The sequence below is a fragment of the Parabacteroides sp. 20_3 genome, assembly GCF_964238835.1.
Taxonomy (GTDB): domain Bacteria; phylum Bacteroidota; class Bacteroidia; order Bacteroidales; family Tannerellaceae; genus Parabacteroides; species Parabacteroides distasonis.
In genome coordinates, this window is record NZ_CAXSNO010000005.1 from 377,191 (window position 1) to 395,095 (window position 17,905).

The window sequence follows — 17,905 nt, forward strand, 5'->3', positions numbered from 1 at the left end:
TAATTAAATACCGTTCAACACTTTAAATCATCGACCACTACTCGAAAACGACTAGTCTAAACGATCGTCTAAATCTTGCGTTTTTTTAGTGTCGAAACGGGAGGTTTGTTGAAAGAATCGGTTGTTTCGTAGAGGATAACCTATCCTATTGATAAGAAAGAGAATAAGTGATAAAAAAATAGCTCGGAAGGGTTGCAAGTATCGAAGAAATGCGTACCTTTGCAAATGACTAAAAGAATCGATCGTTTAAACTAGTCGTTTCTGTCCCATAAAAAATTCTCAAATATCAACGTATTTAACTATACATTAATGTACGAGCGTACATTAAAAGAACAATTCATTTCTACTTTCAATTATCTATTTATATTTTACTTCCAATACAGACTATTTCCCGCGAATCTCCCTGTCAGTAAAACAGCATTCATACAATCCTTTTGACTGAAATAAAGCGCATATCGTGACATAGCCTATTCGTAAAAGAGGCAAGATAATAGGAAAAAGGAGGTTGTAAGCAGCGTTTTATGCGGCAAAGTACTACTTTTTACACACGAGTATCGACAAAAGCCTACGCTATCGGTCGTGTTTGGCAACGCCAATAGTGCCGTTGGGCATCGTGAATAGTCAAGAATAGGGTCGTGAACTATCAAGAATAGCCATCATAACCCTGTCACTTCCCTATCGTAACCCATTGAGATAGGTTTTTCATCCCATAAAATAGGAATTAGGATGAGCTAGTTTCGCTAGAACAAAAGAGCCTCTTTTGATATCCAACTATCCAACAAGCGATTAAATATATTTTAACTCAAATTTAAGAGTAGACTGTACATTCCCCCGCAATAATCGATTCTACGGGCGTTAAGATTACAAACTGTCAAAAAGAAAGAACTCGACACTGGGAGCCATTGGCTATCAATTCAGTCAAATAAAACAGCCTCTTTCCTTATTTCTTCTCCAATATGACTATATATTCATTGCACATCGTGCTAACCTTCTTCCCTGCCACATTAGTAGGACTTGTTTTGGAAGGCATCCTTTTGTTAGGTATTTCTCTAACAATAGTATCGATATGTGTAAAACCATTCTTCTCAAACATTTCAGCAGTAAAGTAATCTAATGGAATTTGAACCCCCTTAACCGTTCTGTTCCCTACGACATAACAAACGACTCCACCACTCTTTATTACAGACGCGACATTCTTTATAGAACAGCTATAATCATTAAGAAACGAGACCACTTCCAAATTTCTCTTTGGATCAATGCTCTTTATTTCGTCCAGTTCAGATTTAATGCTTTTAGTCTCAAAAAGTTCCTCTTTCTGAACTCGTCCCCCCATTAGGAGATTATCTAGTGTTTTAGCATTTTCAAAATTGAACCATTCATTTGCCCACCTTGAAAATTGTCCATAAGCAACGGTTGTTCTACTATCGCCATAAGGCGGAGAGGTTACAACCATATCAACACTATTCGGCTGTATTATATCGGAAGGGATTTCTATAGTACTATTAAAGTCATAGATACCTATATTACATGGATATTTTATACTATTAAACTCCTCAAGTCCATTTATATTTCTTATAACCTTTTCTTCAAACAATCGAAAGACATCCGGTTTGAAGTCTTTAATTTTCTCTTCCTTCATCCTAAACCGCTTAAATTCTCCATTCCTCGTAAACGACACCTCTCTAACAGTCTCGGAAAGAGGGACTTTAAAGAAATCAGCGAAATCTAAAGCCACACACTCATTAATTACTTGATAAATATAAGAAAGGCGCAAAAGGCTATCTCTGGAATACCAATAAGTATAATTAGAAATATTATCGAAGTTCTTATTCTTGACCTTATCTTCAGAATACTCAAAGAACAAGGCTTGCATCATTGAAAAAGTATCTCTGATACAAGATAAATCATAATGGGTTGTTTTTACATGGCTCATCAATCTAGCCAATGGATTAAGGTCTGTTCCTATCGCGTTTATACCTTTTATAGAAGCCTCAACTAACGATGTACCGCTTCCCATATATGGATCAAAAAGTAGCTCAACTCCATCCTCTGGCCTATATTCCTCTATTAGAGCTCTTGCTACTTGGGGAATCATCATCGCAGGATACGCATGATAGCAATGAGTAAATTCTTTGGTATCGGCATCCTTAAAGCTCCACCTATTATCAATCGTTCTTTTGTACATACCTTCCTTACTTATATTATGTGAGTGCAAATATACTCAATCGCTCACATATTGTGAGTACATAAGCATATATAAAACTATATTTTTGGGCAAAAATAACAATAATGATTAGAAAGACCGAGTATCAACTTGAAATCATCCTTAAGATAAAGGAGCTAAGAGAGGCCAACAATGTTAGCCAAAAAGAGTTGTCGAATCTCCTCGAAGTGGCTCCGGGCTTAATAGGGAGTATAGAAAGCCCTAAATTTCCACATAAGTACACCCTTAGTCAGATCTATAAAATATGCCACTATTTCAACATTACCATAGAACAGCTATTCATATCAGAGGAAGATTTTTCCAAAGATAGAGATATTATTGACTTACTCATATTTAATATAATACGTTATGGAGAATAAGGATTTTATTATTTCAAAGTTCAAAGAGGTTAAATCCTTGGAATATGTTCCAAGCAATAGAGCCAACAATACTGGGATTGGAAAAACATTTGAAGATTACATCGGAGTTGTCGAGAACAATTTAGACGAGCCCGATTTAGCTGGATTCGAAATAAAATCTCATCGCGGCGCTTCATGCTCTTACGTTACCCTATTCACGAAAAGCCCCTCATTTCCCAAACGTGCGAATGCTTATTTAAAAGATAAATTTGGAACACCTTATGAAGATGCACCATCTATAAATAGCTTGCATACGTCTATGTTTGCAAATAGCTATAACACATATATGAAGAAATATTCTTTTAAACTCCTAAACAACCCTGTCGCCAAGACAATATTAATAGGAGTATTTGACTTAAATACAAAAGAGCTGTTAGATTGTAGCGTAGGTTACACCTATCAAGACATTCAAAAAGCACTAACAAAGAAGCTAAAGAACTTATTATATGTAACTGCCCAAACGAAAAAAGAAGGAGGTAAGGAACTCTTCTACTTCAATAAAGCCGATATATATACAGAGCCATCATTTGAGCGTTTTATATCACTCTTAACCGATGGGAAGATAATGTATGATATAAGAATCGGGAGCTATAAATCTGGCCCTAAATATGGTATGCCGCACGATCATGGGAGTGGATTCAGAATATTAGAGGCTAATATCAGACTATTATATTCTGATCACGAAACCATAGAATAAAACAAGCTACGCTTCATTTGTTGGCTTCTGTATCAAGACCGGAGACAAATACCATAGGGTTTCAACGATAATAGGCTCAATATCCCAACCGGATATTATCTACCCAAAAGGTATTTCCCGGAGACCCTATGTATGAGCCTCCGTGACTGGAACAGAACTCTAAGATCATATGGGTTACCTCATCGTCCTCCGTTCCCCAGCCGATTTCTTGGACAGGGACGTTCTTACCTTTGCTGTTTAAACTATAACGAGCGGACTCTCCGAGTTGAAACCCCATATATTCTTTATAATCGCTACGTTTCGTGATATCGCCGTATAAGATCGTGAAATTGGCATCGTTTACCCAATCCGTATTTTTATCCATCCGGATTACCAGCGTACCGATACGCTTAGCATATATGTTCCCGTCCTTATCTTCCCAACGCTTCTGAAGAAAGAGATTCACCAAAGGCATATCAATGCCATTTACCTCCGATCTCTTGCTAAAACCGCTCAATTTAATACGATTGGGATCACCGGAGAGTTTCACCTTATAATCGAATAACAAGGACGTAGGTTTTTGGTGAAACGGGATACCGCAAACGATCTGTCCCCACGTCTCCGAAGAATTCTTCGCCGGTTCCAGAAAACGGCCGAGATAGAGGCATCCCCCGACCAACACCTTCACGTTCATGATACCCATCGCCGAGATCGATTCTATCCCCGTCTCCAGCCGTGCGCAATACCCCTCATCCCGTCTTTCGGGGTAGACACTGACGCTAGCTTTCGTAATCCCGCTCACCCTTGCCATCACGTTAGAACTGCCCCAAGGCGAAACTTTCGACTCAAAAGGTCTATTTCCGATAATCGTATCCGTAGGGCCAACGCAGTAAAGTGTCTTCGTCTCCTTCCCGATAATAGCCGATTCCGTGATCTTACGTACCACCCACTGATCCAGATCGCCATAACGGATCACTTCCGTCTTTCGCTGGGCATATAGCGCCATACTCATCCCCAAAAAGACAAATAAATAGCCTAACCGATTATTTACTACCATAAGTTACCCCCCTATCCAAATCCTTTTTTATTTTTGCAGCGAAATTAATTAGAATCGATAACACAAGGAAGGTCCGTATAAAGAATTTATTCGGATTATCCATGATAAATAACAAACGACGTGAATAAACCCATGGCAGAAAAGCCCCGGACACCCTCCATCGCGATCTCTTTACTACCCGTAGTGACATTAGTCATCATGCTGGCCGTAGCCATCTATATTTTCCGGAGCGATTCCCTTGGAGGAGCCAGCCAAATCGTATTATTGATAGCCACCTCGATCTGCTCTTTGATCGCCGTCTTTCATTGCAAGATCAAGTGGGAAGATATCGAGGGGCAAATCGCCCGTAACATCTATGGGATTGCACCGTCTGTCATCATCCTTTTATTGATCGGAACCCTATCGGGCAGTTGGATGGTAAGCGGGATCGTGCCGTCCTTGATCTATTATGGGTTGCAAGTCATGCAAACGGATTTCTTCCTCGTGGCCTGTTGCCTGCTATGCAGTATCGTATCGGTCATGACGGGTAGCTCGTGGACTACCATCGCCACCATCGGGATCGCCTTGATCGGGATTGGCGAGGCACAAGGCTTCAGTACGGGGTGGGTAGCGGGAGCGATTATATCGGGCGCTTATTTCGGGGATAAGATGTCGCCGTTATCAGACACTACGGTATTGGCGGCCTCCGTAACGGACACGCCCCTTTTCACGCATATCCGGTATATGCTTTATACGACCGTTCCCTCTATGATCGTCACACTGATCGTATTCAGCATCGCCGGATTCTCGAGGGAGGCAGCGGACGCATCCCAGATAGCCGCTTTCTCCGAAGCCTTAAAAGGCTCGTTCCATATCACGCCTTGGCTTATGATCGTACCGATCGTTACCGGAATCATGATCGCCAAGAAGACACCTTCGATCGTAGTGCTTTTCGCCTCTTCCATACTCGCCGGAATATTCGCCTTGATCTTCCAGCCAAACGCCTTATTGGAGATTTCCGGGATCACAGATAGCGGGATTATCGCCTATATCAAAGGTCTGCTGATGACTTTCTATGACAGCACGCAGATACAGACCGGCAACGAGGCCCTGAACTCTCTAGTCTCTACCCGGGGAATGGCCGGGATGATGAACACGATTTGGCTGATCATTTGCGCCATGTGTTTCGGCGGGGCCATGTCCGCTAGCGGCATGCTGGAAAGCATCACACGTATCTTCTTGCATTTCATGCGAGGCCGTACCAGCATGGTCGCCTCTACCGTCGTGTCCGGATTATCCTTGAACATCTGCACGGCGGACCAGTTTATCGCCATCATCCTGAACAGCGAAATGTTTAAAGAAGTATATAAGCAACGGGGATTCGAAAGCCGCCTGCTTAGCCGGACAACGGAAGACTCAGTCACCGTCACCTCCGTGCTGATCCCGTGGACGACTTGCGGCATGACGCAATCTACAATCCTTGGCGTATCTACTTGGACTTATTTCCCTTATTGCATCTTTAATATCGTCAGCCCGTTTATGAGCATTCTTATAGCGGCAACCGGTTATAAGATCGTCCAAAAGACTGTGAAATAAGGAAATCAATCTATAATTCATAGCGTTATTCAAGGTATTTTTAGTATTTTCGCACCATCATTATTTAAGCGACTGAATGAACAATGGAAAATCATCTTAAGAAGATGCCCTCCCCTCTACTTTCACTAGTGCCTATCCTCGTGCTGGTAGCTCTTTTGTTTGTAACCATACGCACTTTTGGCAGCGATGCGTTGAGCGGCGGAAGCCAAGTCGTATTACTTACCACCACGGCGGTGGCCTCCCTTTTGGCTATGATCTTCTGCAAAGTCAAATGGCGTGATATAGAAGAGGCGATATGTAAAAACATATTGGGAGTGGCCACAGCTATAATTATCCTATTGTTGATTGGCGCTTTATCCGGTAGCTGGATGATCAGCGGTATCGTCCCGACCTTGATTTATTACGGGATGCAAATCATCCATCCGAGTTTCTTTCTGGCCTCTTGCTGCGTGATCTGCGCTGTCGTATCCGTTATGACCGGTAGCTCGTGGACTACCATCGCCACGATCGGTATCGCCTTGATGGGTATCGGTGAGGCACAGGGCTTCGCTACGGGGTGGGTAGCCGGGGCGATCATCTCGGGCGCTTATTTCGGGGATAAGATCTCACCGCTTTCGGACACGACGGTATTAGCCTCTTCCGTAACGCATACCCCTTTGTTCTCCCATATCCGGTATATGATGCTTACGACAATACCGTCTATGGTGATCACGTTGATTATCTTTACCATAGCGGGTTTTACGCATACCTCGAACGCATCCGGGCAAATAGCCGAGTTCGCCGCTTCGTTGAACGAAAGTTTTAATATCTCACTCTGGCTACTGATCGTACCGGTGGTAACGGGTATATTAATCGCCAAGAAAGTACCGTCTTTGATCACCTTGTTTATCTCGACAGCGATGGCGGGGGTGCTCGCGATCTTTTTCCAGCCTCATTTATTGCAAGAGGTAGCGGGAGCATCGGTAGCGGATGCCTCCTCCCTGTTTAAGGGATTATTCATGACATTCTACGGGAGTACCCAAATCGATACGGGCAACGAGGCCTTGAACAGCTTGGTCGCTACCCGGGGTATGGCGGGTATGATGAATACGATTTGGCTGATCATCTGCGCCATGTGCTTCGGTGGTTCCATGACGGCCAGCGGTATGCTGGAAAGCCTTACGTCCGTATTCCTGCGCTTTATGAAACGGAGGGTCGGCATGGTGGCGTCTACCGTATTCTCCGGTTTATTCTTGAATATCGTTACGGCCGATCAATACATATCTATTATCCTTACCGGAAATATGTTCAAGGATATCTACAAGAAAAAAGGATATGAGAGTCGCCTGTTAAGCCGTACGACGGAAGATTCCGTAACCGTAACGTCCGTACTGGTACCGTGGAACACCTGCGGCATGACGCAAGCCACGATATTAGGCGTAGCGACCCTGACGTATCTTCCTTATTGCTTCTTTAACCTGATCAGTCCGTTGATGAGTATTACGATGGCCGCCATTGGCTTCAAAATAAAGCAACACCATGAAGAAGATCAGAGTATCATTGTTAACTAAAGTCGTTATCGCTATCGCCGCCGGCGTATTGTTCGGCCAGTTTTTACCGGGAGGAATCGCACGTATCTTTGTAACCTTCAATTCATTGTTCGGCAACTTCCTATCGTTCTCCATCCCTCTAATCATATTGGGGCTGGTGACTCCCGCTATCGGAGATCTGGGCAAAGGAGCCGGAAAGCTATTATTGATAACCGCCTTGATCGCTTACGGTTCAACAGTCTTCTCGGGTTTCTTCACGTTCCTGAGCGGATCGGCTATATTCCCGCACATACTACCGACCAACACGGAATTGACGGCGATGGAGAATCCGGAAGATTTCATGCTGACACCTTACTTCGTGGTAAATATGCCGCCTTTAATGGATGTCATGACAGCCTTGCTGCTATCCTTTACGATTGGCCTAGGGCTTTCTAATATAGCGGGAACCACCCAGCGTGACTCTTTCACGGATTTCAAGGAAATTATCATTAAGCTGATCGAGGTGGTTATCATCCCGTTATTACCGCTCCATATTTTCGGTATCTTCCTGAACATGACCGTGAGCGGACAAGTCATGAGTATTATCACGATGTTCCTCAAGGTTATCATAGTCATCTTTGTCTTACATGTATTATTGTTATTGATTCAATTCACGATAGCCGGAACCATAGCCGGGAAGAATCCGCTCCGCCTCTTGAAGAATATGTTACCGGCCTACGCTACAGCTCTGGGGACCCAATCCTCCGCCGCCACGATTCCCGTGACACTGGCGCAGGCTGTCAAGAATGGCGTACGGGAGAATATAGCGATCTTTACCGTTCCGCTTTGCGCCACGATCCATCTGGCAGGTAGCACCATGAAAATCGTAGCTTGCGCTATGGCTATCATGATCATGGCGGGAGAACCGGTTACCTTCTCCAATTTCAGCGGATTTATCATGATGCTGGGAATTACGATGGTAGCGGCTCCGGGGGTTCCGGGAGGGGCTATTATGGCCGCTTTGGGTATCTTGCAAAGTATGCTGGGATTCAATGAGACACTGCAAGCGTTAATGATCGCCCTTTATATTGCCATGGATAGTTTTGGCACCGCTTGCAACGTGACGGGAGATGGCGCTATCGCTGTCGTGGTGGATAAAATAGCCGGGAAAAACACCCCATAGTTACCTAGAGTAGCAGGAAGCCATAAGCGCCTCCAAGGTATCGACCTCTTTTTCCCGCATCATCGTAAGGGCGATATGGGCACAGGCGTAAGCGTCGGCCATGGCGTTATGATGTTGGGTAAGGTCGTAACCGCAGTGGGCGGCTACTGTCTGCAACTGATGATTTACCAGAAACGGGTACATCTTCCGGGATAGACGGCAAGTGCAATAGAAGGGATATTTCGGATAGGCTAAGTCATATACCTCGTGGGCGGCTTTCAGGCATCCCTCATCAAACGGACTGTTATGGGCAACAAGGGGGAGATCCTTTAGTTTCGGGGCGATGCTTTCCCAAGCCTCCTCGAAACATAACGCGTCATTCGTATCCTCAGCGCTCAACCCATGTATAGCCGTAGTCCAACGGGTATAGAAATTAGGGGTAGGACGTACCAAGGTATAAATGCTATCTACTACCCAGTCATCCTCCAATATGGCGATACCTATACTGCAAATACTGCTCCGCTTTCCATTAGCGGTCTCAAAGTCAATGGCTGCGAATCGTTCCATAGATAGATTACTAGTTTTTAATCCGTTTACTATTTATTTGTAGAGACGGGCGTGCCCCGTCTCTACAAATAACCTCTCATTATTTATGGCTCCAGTCCCTTGGTGCGGGGACAGGGGCTAGCGGTTTGCGTTCTTTTAATTGTTTCATGACTTCCTCGATAGCACGGTCTAATTGTTGATCCTCACCGTTCCATTCCTTGATGGGGTCGTTATCGATCAAGATATCCGGATCCACACCGTGGTTCTCGATAATCCAGTTACCCGTCTTCGGATCATAGCTCGTGAAGAAAGGCACACGGATATCCGTACCGTCCATATAAGGAAGCGGACCACTAATACCGATGATACCGCCCCAAGTACGGGTTCCAATCAATTTACCTAAGCCAAGCGCACGGAAGCCCCACGGGAATAAATCGCCATCGGAAGCGGAATACTTATTGATCAAGCAAACTTTCGGGCCAACCTGTACGGCATCCGGCACGGTCCCGATCAAAGAAGAACCCCGGCGCATCGTCAAACGATACGGCTCACGAGACAGACGTTCCAGAATCATCGGGGAGACATTTCCACCGCCATTCGCACGATCATCGATAATCAAACCTTCTTTATCCAATTGCGGATAGAAATAGCGGGAGAACTCATTCAAGCCTTCCGGCCCCATATCCGGGATATAGATATAACCGACCTTACCGCTCGTCGCCTTATCCACCTTCTTGATATTATCTTGGATCCAATTATAGTGATACAAAGAATATTCTTCCGCCAACGGACTGACCACGATCTTACGAGCCCCCGCCAACTGAGGCTTGCTATTCAAAGACAACTCGGTCGGAACGTTCGCCTTCCCGATCAACAACTTATACATATCGTTCACGCTATTCGTAGGTACTCCGTCTATAGCGACGATATACTCTCCGGCCTTCGCCTCAACACCCGGCTCTGTCAATGGAGAACGTAATTCCTTACTCCAAGAAGCCCCCGGCAGGATCTTTTCCAAGCGGAAGAAACCACTCTTATCCCGAGAAACCTCAGCACCTAGCAGACCCATCGATACCCGTTTAGGACTTTCCACCTCACCGGGGTTCACATAAGCATGCCCTACTCCCAGCTCGCCGATCATCTCGCCAATAATATAATTCAAGTCCAAACGTGTTTTCACGTAAGGAAGAAGGGCGGCGTATTTCTCCTTGATCGCCTTCCAATCCTTGCCATGCATATTCTCCAGATAGAAACCATCCCGGAAAGCACGCCAAGCCTCATCGAAGATTTGCGCCCATTCCTTCGTATAGTCTACCGTGATCTTCATATTCGCCAGATTAACCGGCTTGCTTAAATCCGCTTTACCCTTCGGTATATCGGTTACGAATAGTTGATCGTCCTTAAAGAAAACAGCTTTCTTGCCAGCCGGATCAACCATCATAGCGGCATCGCTAACGGTTTCCTCTTTCTGTTTCTTCAAGTCAAACATCTTCATGCCGCCTTTCGTGAAATAATATACGTTCGTTCCATCGGAATAAAGATCGTAGTAATTCGATCCCGGCAAGGGGAGCTTAACGATTCGATCCGTGATACCCTCTATATCAATCTTTACGACCGGAGTAGAAGCCTCATTCTTTGTCTCGTCCTTTTTAGAGGCATCCGCTTTCGCCGGGGTAGATTCAATGGCTACCTCCGCATCCGTTTCCATAAACGGGGAAGCGGTATCCTTAGACAATAACGCCAGATATACGCCACCCATATTATTATACACATGATTCCATTCCGTTTGGCTATACGTAGGATTGAAATCACGGGCGGAAGTGAATACCAGATATTTGCCATCCGTACTGAATACCGGAGAATAAGACTCGTACCATTTATCGGTCACGGGATATTCTTTCTTACCCGCGATATCGTAGACATAGACGATCGAGAAATTATTATCGGACACACGGGAATAAGTCAACCAATTATTATCCGGAGAGAAACTTACGTTGCGGGCTTCACCTAACAGACTTTGTGAGATAGTTGTTAGCTGTTTGTTAGATACGTCCAAAAGATTGATCCGATTTTTACGATCCGTATAGACAATCTTCTTGGAATCCGGACTCCACTGGAAAGTACGGATATACGTATCGTTATTCTTGGTCAACTGGATAGGCTCGCCCCCCTCGGAATCTTGGAGATACAGCTCGGTCTCGCCGGTAGCATCGGAGATATAGGCAATATACTTTCCGTCTGGAGACCATTGAGCGTCACGTTCGTGCGCTCCCGGAGTACGGGTGATATTTTTCGTAACCCCTTTATCTACCGGGATATTGAAGACCTCGCCACGAGCCGTCACCACCATACGCTCACCTTTTGGGGAGAGGCTGGCACTCGTGATATATTTGGAGCCATCCTTGATCTCGCTACGTGCGTAGACATTATCGGAGGCGAGGGTTACGTTCACTTTCTCCGGTTTCTTCGACACCGCATCCATCTTATAGATATAGCCTCCATTCTCGAAAACGATCGTATTGCCGAAGCTGCTAGGGAATTTCACGTCGTACTCAGTGAAGTTCGTCACCTTACTTGTTTGTTTAGTCTTCGTATTGTAAACGAACAAGTTCATCGTGTAATCCCGATCTGAAAGGAAATAGATCTCATCACCAATCCACATCGGAAAGATATCTTGCGCCTCATTGTTCGTGATATTCTCTACACTTTTCTTCTCCGGATTATACACCCAGATATCATCGGCCATACCGCCCTTATAGTATTTCCATGTACGGAACTCACGCATTACCCGGTTGTAAGCCAATTGTTTTCCGTCGGGCGAATAGCTACAAAAGCCGCCCTCGGGCAAGGGAACCACCTCGGAAAGGCCACCTTCTTTATTTACCGTATATAACTTACCGGAGAACCCATCGCTGATGCGGTTGCGGTAAACAATACCATTACCGTCCGGTGTCCAAGTCATCACAATATTATTCGGGCCCATGCGATCGCCCAGATCATCACGGCTATTCGTAGCCGTGTAAGTGATACGCAATGGCTCACCGCCAGAAGAGGGCATCGTGTACACTTCCGTGTTACCGTCGTACTGTCCCGTAAAAGCGATCGTCTTACCATCCGGGGAGAAACGGGGAAACATCTCATACCCCACATACGATGTCAATCGCTGTGCCTCACCACCTGTAGCCGGGACCTTATATAAATCGCCAGCATACGAGAATACAATCTCTGAACCATTTGTAGCCGGGAAGCGCATCAATCTCGCCTCATCCGCCGCCATCAACAACGTAGGGATAGCGACAACCGCCAATGCTGTTAAAATCATTCTTTTCCTCATAACCAATCTTATCTTTTAATCATATCTGTTCTATCCGTTTTTAGTTGGCCCAATAGCGGGTAGGACCTCAAATGTACATAAAAAGATCCAAAATCCAAGTCAAGTCCCTTATATATCCGATCCTAGAAAAAGTTTTAGAATCTCTAATTTATTACTACCTTTGCGCCAGAAATCAAACAATGATACAAATAAGATGAACAAGAAGCTTCTGAACAACTCAAAAAGATGGTATACCCGAGCTTTCTCGGGTAACACGATCGTGCATGTTCATTGGTTCAGCGGTTTTGTCTAAATCCATTCATACTCTTCTTGAGAGGACTTCTTTTTATAGTTCTCTTCTTACACCTACATCTAGGTCTTAATTGCACTCAAGTTTAACTTCTGCGGAAAAGAGGGAGTATTCGTATGCTTCGTTTCCGGGGAAAGGATGTCTTGCGCATCTCAAAATACAATATGCTTATGTTTATCATTCTAGGTCTATTAGGTCTGGGGATAAGCGTCGGTTATTTATGCCGACACATCCCCGCTTTCAAGGGATTGGAACATTCCATCTCTTATACGATTTTCGCGATGTTGTTCATATTTGGTATTACCATAGGAGCCAACCAATCTTTGCTGAATAATATTGGTGAGTTTGGAATACAAGCAGCCATACTTGCTATTTGCGGAGTATTGGGAAGTCTGGTAGCATCTTTTATCGCTTATAAATTATTTATCAAGAAAGGAGGTCTCAATGAAAAATAACCTAATCGTTATCTTATGTTTCACAGCGGGAATCTTTTGCGGAACCTTCGCCAACACGACTATCTCCACGTATTGCGAAAAACTACCGCAATTCTTGCTATACGCCCTCGTTATCCAAGTAGGATTGAATCTGGGAGCAAACGCCGAATTAGGAAAGATGGTAAAGGATATCCGGTTTTCCAGTTTGTTACTGCCGTTCTTTACGATCATCGGCACGTTAGTATTCTCCGCGGCGGCAAGTTTGTTATTGACCTCGTGGAATATATATGATTGTATGGCTGTAGGAAGCGGATTCGCCTATTATTCCTTATCCTCCTTGCTTATCGTACAACTGAAAGAGGCGTCGGCAGGGATAGAGATCGCTTCGCAACTTGGGGCTATCGCGTTATTGGCTAATATCATCCGGGAAATGTTAGCTTTATTCGGGGCACCGCTGTATGCCTCTTTCTTTGGTAAATTCGCTCCGGTATCCGTGGCGGGAATCAATTCCATGGATGTCTGCCTTCCGGTTATCAGCCGGTATTCCGGAAAGAATATCGTACCTGTGGCTATTATTCACGGGATTATCCTCGAGATCAGCGTGCCGTTGCTTATCTCGCTCTTTTGCAAGTAGAAGCAGGATTTATCCTCAACACCCGCTATAAACACTAAAGAGGATGCGTACATTATATCGACGCATCCTCTTGTTCCTTTATCCGTACTTCCTCCTCACGGAGGTACTTACGGACCTCTTAATTTATTACTTTAGTATTAATATTAATCCAACTCCCGCCTGTTCATCCGTCACGGATTACTTGGATCGATACCCGCACGGGAATTGTATGATTATCTTATTTTGTTAAATTCTTATTTAACGATAGCCTTAACAGCTTCCTCACCATCAACAGCCACAGCTACGATACCGGCAGGCACGGAGATTGTAGCGTTATCGGAAGTAAGAACGGTCTCAGCGATTACCTTACCCAAGATATTCGTGATAACTACAGACTTACCAGCTGCGCCTTGAACGGTTACGGTACCGTTACCGGCTACTACAGAGATACCTTCTACAGCATCGATTGTTTCGTTATCTGTTGCGATATCATCACCTTGCTCCACATTAAAGATCAAAGCATCGTCACCACCTGTATTCATCTCATCGAAATTAGAAGAACGATCATCAGACAGAACTAAACAACCATTCTGCATTCTCAACCAAGCCGCATATGTAGGAGCGATGTCACCCATAGCAGAATTATTGTAACCAGAAACATGTTTACTCTTCATAGACTCGAACAAGAATGCTCTATCAGCTTCTACCTCATTAGCGGCAACTTCCTTGTTTACGAAACGCATAGACCAAGTCACATACTTATGGTTATCACCAGATAAGATATATTTGTGTGAAACAAATTCATCTTCAGATACTCCAGCCTTCTTAGCCGCAGTCCAAGCATCCTCCTCAGCCTTGTTCAAATCAGCGAAGTTGATCTTCTCGTTCGGTAAGTTCTTGAACTCATCTCTCAAGATATACAAAGTATCAGCTACACGGATAGCTTCCACGAAACCTGCACGATCATATTTCTTCCACATGTAGTCAGCATCTTGCTCCCCATTTGATAATGTTGACCAACCATATTTATTAGCGAAATCATGGAAATTGATCAAATATTTACCTCTTTCAAAGCCCGGAACAGCCGGTTTTGCGTGAACGCAATGCCATTTATCTGTCGGTTTACCTTCTGCGGTAAAGTGATGGTCATCTTCCGTACAAGGTACGCCTTCAACTCCTTCGAAATCATTACGATCAATAGAGATCAAATATTGAGGCTTGATATTACCAGAACCACGGTTTACCCATGCGGTATCAACGATGAATGACAAACCATCCTCAGTCTTATCCGGAGTATAAATACCTAAGAAGTCAATACCTTCTTTCATGAAGTTCTTATTATTCTCAACCTGCAAGTATTCTTTACGGTATTTCTCGATAAAACGTAAAGTATCGGCCTTGTCACCTTCATTACCTTCAAGTTCAAGAGAACTGAAACGACGGTAAAGCGGAGTGTTGTCCGGTTCGATAGCGAAAGCAGAAGTACGAGTCTCGCCTAATACTTGATTCTTCAATGTAGCGGCACCGTCATAATCGGATACTCCAGCTTTCTGATAACCTAATACATATTTTGTAGCATTAGGATAATTATCATATGCAGCATTAACAATCGCATAATAGTGCTTTCCACTGATATGGTTGTTTTCTTTGAAGAATGCATAATAAGTCGTATAAGATTGCTGATGACCAGTAGCACTAGAACCTACATTAAACTTATCTTCCTTATTAACTTTCCATTCATTAAGTTCACCTTTACCATCTTTATAAGAAACCTCATAAGCAGTTCTCACTAGAGTCTTCAAGCCTTTAATACGATTCTTAGCCACATCATCGCTAACCTTATAACCGTAAGGGATATCTACAGTCGCAAATATCTTTGAGTTATTATACCAACGCTCAGTCAATGTATCAATTACGAAAGCATCTTTTCCATCCAACACAGTCAACGTAGAGTCTGTAGATTTAGCGATGTATTTATCCGTAGCATAAGGATGCCAATAGTTAAACGTATATTTGTTAACCAACAAAGAATCTTTCTCCAACTTTCTGTAACCTAAATACGGATCAGAAATAGAAGCTGCCGGAACTTTCTCGAAGAACAAAGAATCTATACCGACAGAGCCATACTCCGCTGTAAGTTTATCTCCATATACAAACATATAAGAACCACCCTCTGCCTTTCTTAACTGAACAGTAGAATAAACAGCAGTCTTATATGACTCCATCTGGCCATCACCATCAAAATCCGCATTTATAACTTTATCTGCGAATTCACGGTTAGAGATAGTAACCGGAGACACAGCCTTCACTTTATCATTACTTGTATTTTTCTTCAATACAACCCATTGATAAGCTGGCATATGAGCAACACTCTGCTCATCCTCATTCACGGTTGTCCAACGGATAGTACCATTCTCATAGATAGGAGAAGCTAAATACTGTCCTTGTTTATTCTTGATGAAATAAACACCATCATCAACGGAAGTCTTGGAAGAACCCTTTTCCTCACATCCGCTAAGACCCAAAGAAATATGAGTGTTCTGGTCCTCCGGATCAACTGTCAAAATACAAGTTTCATCTTTAATCAAGTCTTGCAAAGAGACACGCCAGAACTCATGCTCGTTAACTGGAGTAGCCGTAACGTGCGTATTCCAATACTTGCCATCATTATTCCAAGTAACTTTTTTTACATAGATGTACAAGCTATCGCCACTCGGAGAATAGATGAATTTGAACTGATGTTGAGCACGTAATTCAGAGCTAATAGAACTGTAAGCATCAGCTTTATCCTTTGCTTTCTCTGTCCAACCGTAAGCTAAGAACTTTGTACCTGTCTCATTCGTATAAGCCGTATCAACTTTCAAATAAGCGTCTTTATCCTTTTGCTTGATGAAAAGCCATTTGTTATTATCTTTATCCTCTGCGATAAACTTCTGCTCATTGAACGGATTCTTTAAGCTAGTACCTTTCACGTCCGGAGTGAAAGTCAATTGTACTCCAGCCTTGTTATCTTGAAGAAGACCCAACTTCGTATTTACTTGATCTTCGCTCAATGCGATTTGTGCTGCGCCAACCAAAGCAAAGTTAGTCACATCAGCGGCGTTTGAAGTGGCATCTATTTGATTAGCACCCCACTTGGCAACCTTAACAGCGCCGGTAGCAGGATCCGCTTTCAAACCAACAATTGAGTCCGTTGAGAAATAAGAATACAAAGGTCTCTTTTCTTCCAAATCTTTGTATGAGCGAGAGAATGCCCAACCTGCGATCTCACCACCTAAAACAGGTTTCCAAGCACCATTCATACCATTCTCAGTCTTCTCATGGCCAGCCATTGTCAAATCCAACATAGTTCCAGACAATTTATTCTGGAAGTCATAAATAGGAGCTTGACCTTGGTTATAATTAGAGACAGAAACACACCACAATGTAGCCTCTAAGTTATTCTTAGCTTCGCTTGCACTATAAACACGTAGTTCATAATCACCTGTTCCACGATTTAGCTCCATCGCAAGATAAGCAGGAGTAGTGCCATCCATGACCTTCAACTGATAAAGACCAGAATTAGCTCCCTCCTTCAAACCGCCTAAACGCCATTCTTGACCCAATACAGTTTCCGGGTCTACTCGACTTGGTGTAGTCTGTGCATTAACAGACATAACACTTAACAGCGCCATACCTGCCAAAAGAGTAGAAAACTTCTTGTTCATAAATTCAAAATTTAATATTAATAATAGTGTTAATTAAAGTCCATCCCGTCGTTTAGTACCCTTGTTTTACTCGAAAACGACTAGTCTAAACGATCGTTTAGATCTTGCGTTTTTTAGGCGCTTGAGCGGGAGGTTCGTTGAAGGAATCGCTTGTTTGGTAAATGATAACCTATCCTATTGATAAGAAAGAGGATAAGTGGAAAAAAAATAGCCCGGAAGGGTTGCAAGTATCGAAGAAACGCGTACCTTTGCAAATGACTAAAAGAATCGATCGTTTAGACTAGCCGTTTCTATCTATTATATAATGTACGCATGTACATTATATATGGTATCCATCCATAACCGCATAATAAATACAAACATTCACATGCAATCATTGCAA

The 17,905-nt window shown here is 43.6% G+C and carries 12 protein-coding genes; 7 read left to right on the plus strand and 5 right to left on the minus strand.

Annotated features, from left to right (window positions below):
* Positions 1-940: 940 nt before the first annotated feature.
* The gene (locus ACESPU_RS12855; protein ID WP_005866545.1) at positions 941-2,185 is read right to left on the minus strand and encodes a DNA methyltransferase; all 1,245 of its coding nucleotides are present in this window, start codon (positions 2,183-2,185) and stop codon (positions 941-943) included.
* 104 nt (positions 2,186-2,289) lie between these two features.
* On the opposite strand from ACESPU_RS12855, the gene ACESPU_RS12860 reads away from it, so the two are divergent.
* Together ACESPU_RS12860 and ACESPU_RS12865 are read left to right on the plus strand one after the other, a co-directional pair.
* The gene (locus ACESPU_RS12860) at positions 2,290-2,583 is read left to right on the plus strand and encodes a helix-turn-helix transcriptional regulator (RefSeq protein ID WP_005860945.1); all 294 of its coding nucleotides are present in this window, start codon (positions 2,290-2,292) and stop codon (positions 2,581-2,583) included.
* Entirely contained in the window at positions 2,573-3,319 is a 747-nt protein-coding gene (locus tag ACESPU_RS12865; protein ID WP_005860943.1) for an MvaI/BcnI restriction endonuclease family protein, read from the plus strand. Before ACESPU_RS12860 ends, ACESPU_RS12865 begins: the two co-directional genes overlap by 11 nt.
* 76 nt (positions 3,320-3,395) lie before the next feature.
* Here ACESPU_RS12865 and ACESPU_RS12870 read toward each other — a convergent pair whose 3' ends face one another.
* A complete protein-coding gene (locus ACESPU_RS12870) occupies positions 3,396-4,355 on the minus strand; it encodes a PCMD domain-containing protein (RefSeq protein ID WP_373133406.1) in 960 nt (319 codons plus the stop codon).
* Between the two features lie 132 nt (positions 4,356-4,487).
* On the opposite strand from ACESPU_RS12870, the gene ACESPU_RS12875 reads away from it, so the two are divergent.
* The 3 genes from ACESPU_RS12875 (at position 4,488) to ACESPU_RS12885 (ending at position 8,621) form a co-directional block, all read left to right on the plus strand.
* Positions 4,488-5,930 (plus strand): Na+/H+ antiporter NhaC family protein, encoded by a 1,443-nt coding sequence (locus ACESPU_RS12875; RefSeq protein ID WP_373133407.1) that lies wholly within the window; start codon positions 4,488-4,490, stop codon positions 5,928-5,930.
* A gap of 83 nt (positions 5,931-6,013) precedes the next feature.
* Positions 6,014-7,480 carry a Na+/H+ antiporter NhaC gene (nhaC, locus tag ACESPU_RS12880; RefSeq protein ID WP_005860937.1) on the plus strand — a complete coding sequence of 489 codons (1,467 nt, stop codon included), beginning with the start codon at positions 6,014-6,016 and terminating at the stop codon, positions 7,478-7,480.
* Positions 7,449-8,621, plus strand: coding sequence for a dicarboxylate/amino acid:cation symporter (locus ACESPU_RS12885; RefSeq protein ID WP_373133408.1), 1,173 nt, complete (start codon positions 7,449-7,451; stop codon positions 8,619-8,621). The genes nhaC and ACESPU_RS12885 overlap by 32 nt, the downstream gene beginning before the upstream one ends.
* Here ACESPU_RS12885 and ACESPU_RS12890 read toward each other — a convergent pair whose 3' ends face one another.
* Positions 8,622-9,167: a 3'-5' exonuclease gene (locus ACESPU_RS12890; RefSeq protein ID WP_009276400.1), complete on the minus strand. Its 546-nt coding sequence runs from the start codon at positions 9,165-9,167 to the stop codon at positions 8,622-8,624.
* Between the two features lie 79 nt (positions 9,168-9,246).
* On the minus strand, positions 9,247-12,480 hold the full coding sequence (locus ACESPU_RS12895; RefSeq protein WP_122144482.1) for a S41 family peptidase: 3,234 nt from the start codon (positions 12,478-12,480) through the stop codon (positions 9,247-9,249).
* A gap of 459 nt (positions 12,481-12,939) precedes the next feature.
* Here ACESPU_RS12895 and ACESPU_RS12900 point away from each other — a divergent pair, with 459 nt between their 5' ends.
* Entirely contained in the window at positions 12,940-13,224 is a 285-nt protein-coding gene (locus ACESPU_RS12900) for a LysO family transporter (protein WP_233524032.1), read from the plus strand.
* Positions 13,214-13,837 (plus strand): lysine exporter LysO family protein, encoded by a 624-nt coding sequence (locus ACESPU_RS12905; RefSeq protein ID WP_005860926.1) that lies wholly within the window; start codon positions 13,214-13,216, stop codon positions 13,835-13,837. Before ACESPU_RS12900 ends, ACESPU_RS12905 begins: the two co-directional genes overlap by 11 nt.
* Before the next feature lie 233 nt (positions 13,838-14,070).
* Here ACESPU_RS12905 and ACESPU_RS12910 read toward each other — a convergent pair whose 3' ends face one another.
* Positions 14,071-17,523 carry a DUF6383 domain-containing protein gene (locus ACESPU_RS12910; protein ID WP_122368897.1) on the minus strand — a complete coding sequence of 1,151 codons (3,453 nt, stop codon included), beginning with the start codon at positions 17,521-17,523 and terminating at the stop codon, positions 14,071-14,073.
* Between the last annotated feature and the right edge of the window lie 382 nt (positions 17,524-17,905).

What these genes read in the sequence shown, in the direction of transcription:
- ACESPU_RS12855 (WP_005866545.1), bottom strand. Translation starts at nt 2,185, where the DNA reads ATGTACAAAAGAACGATTGATAATAGGTGGAGCTTTAAGGATGCCGAT.
- ACESPU_RS12860 (WP_005860945.1), top strand. Translation starts at nt 2,290, where the DNA reads ATGATTAGAAAGACCGAGTATCAACTTGAAATCATCCTTAAGATAAAG.
- ACESPU_RS12865 (WP_005860943.1), top strand. Translation starts at nt 2,573, where the DNA reads ATGGAGAATAAGGATTTTATTATTTCAAAGTTCAAAGAGGTTAAATCC.
- ACESPU_RS12870 (WP_373133406.1), bottom strand. Translation starts at nt 4,355, where the DNA reads ATGGTAGTAAATAATCGGTTAGGCTATTTATTTGTCTTTTTGGGGATG.
- ACESPU_RS12875 (WP_373133407.1), top strand. Translation starts at nt 4,488, where the DNA reads ATGGCAGAAAAGCCCCGGACACCCTCCATCGCGATCTCTTTACTACCC.
- nhaC (WP_005860937.1), top strand. Translation starts at nt 6,014, where the DNA reads ATGGAAAATCATCTTAAGAAGATGCCCTCCCCTCTACTTTCACTAGTG.
- ACESPU_RS12885 (WP_373133408.1), top strand. Translation starts at nt 7,449, where the DNA reads ATGAAGAAGATCAGAGTATCATTGTTAACTAAAGTCGTTATCGCTATC.
- ACESPU_RS12890 (WP_009276400.1), bottom strand. Translation starts at nt 9,167, where the DNA reads ATGGAACGATTCGCAGCCATTGACTTTGAGACCGCTAATGGAAAGCGG.
- ACESPU_RS12895 (WP_122144482.1), bottom strand. Translation starts at nt 12,480, where the DNA reads ATGAGGAAAAGAATGATTTTAACAGCATTGGCGGTTGTCGCTATCCCT.
- ACESPU_RS12900 (WP_233524032.1), top strand. Translation starts at nt 12,940, where the DNA reads ATGTTTATCATTCTAGGTCTATTAGGTCTGGGGATAAGCGTCGGTTAT.
- ACESPU_RS12905 (WP_005860926.1), top strand. Translation starts at nt 13,214, where the DNA reads ATGAAAAATAACCTAATCGTTATCTTATGTTTCACAGCGGGAATCTTT.
- ACESPU_RS12910 (WP_122368897.1), bottom strand. Translation starts at nt 17,523, where the DNA reads ATGAACAAGAAGTTTTCTACTCTTTTGGCAGGTATGGCGCTGTTAAGT.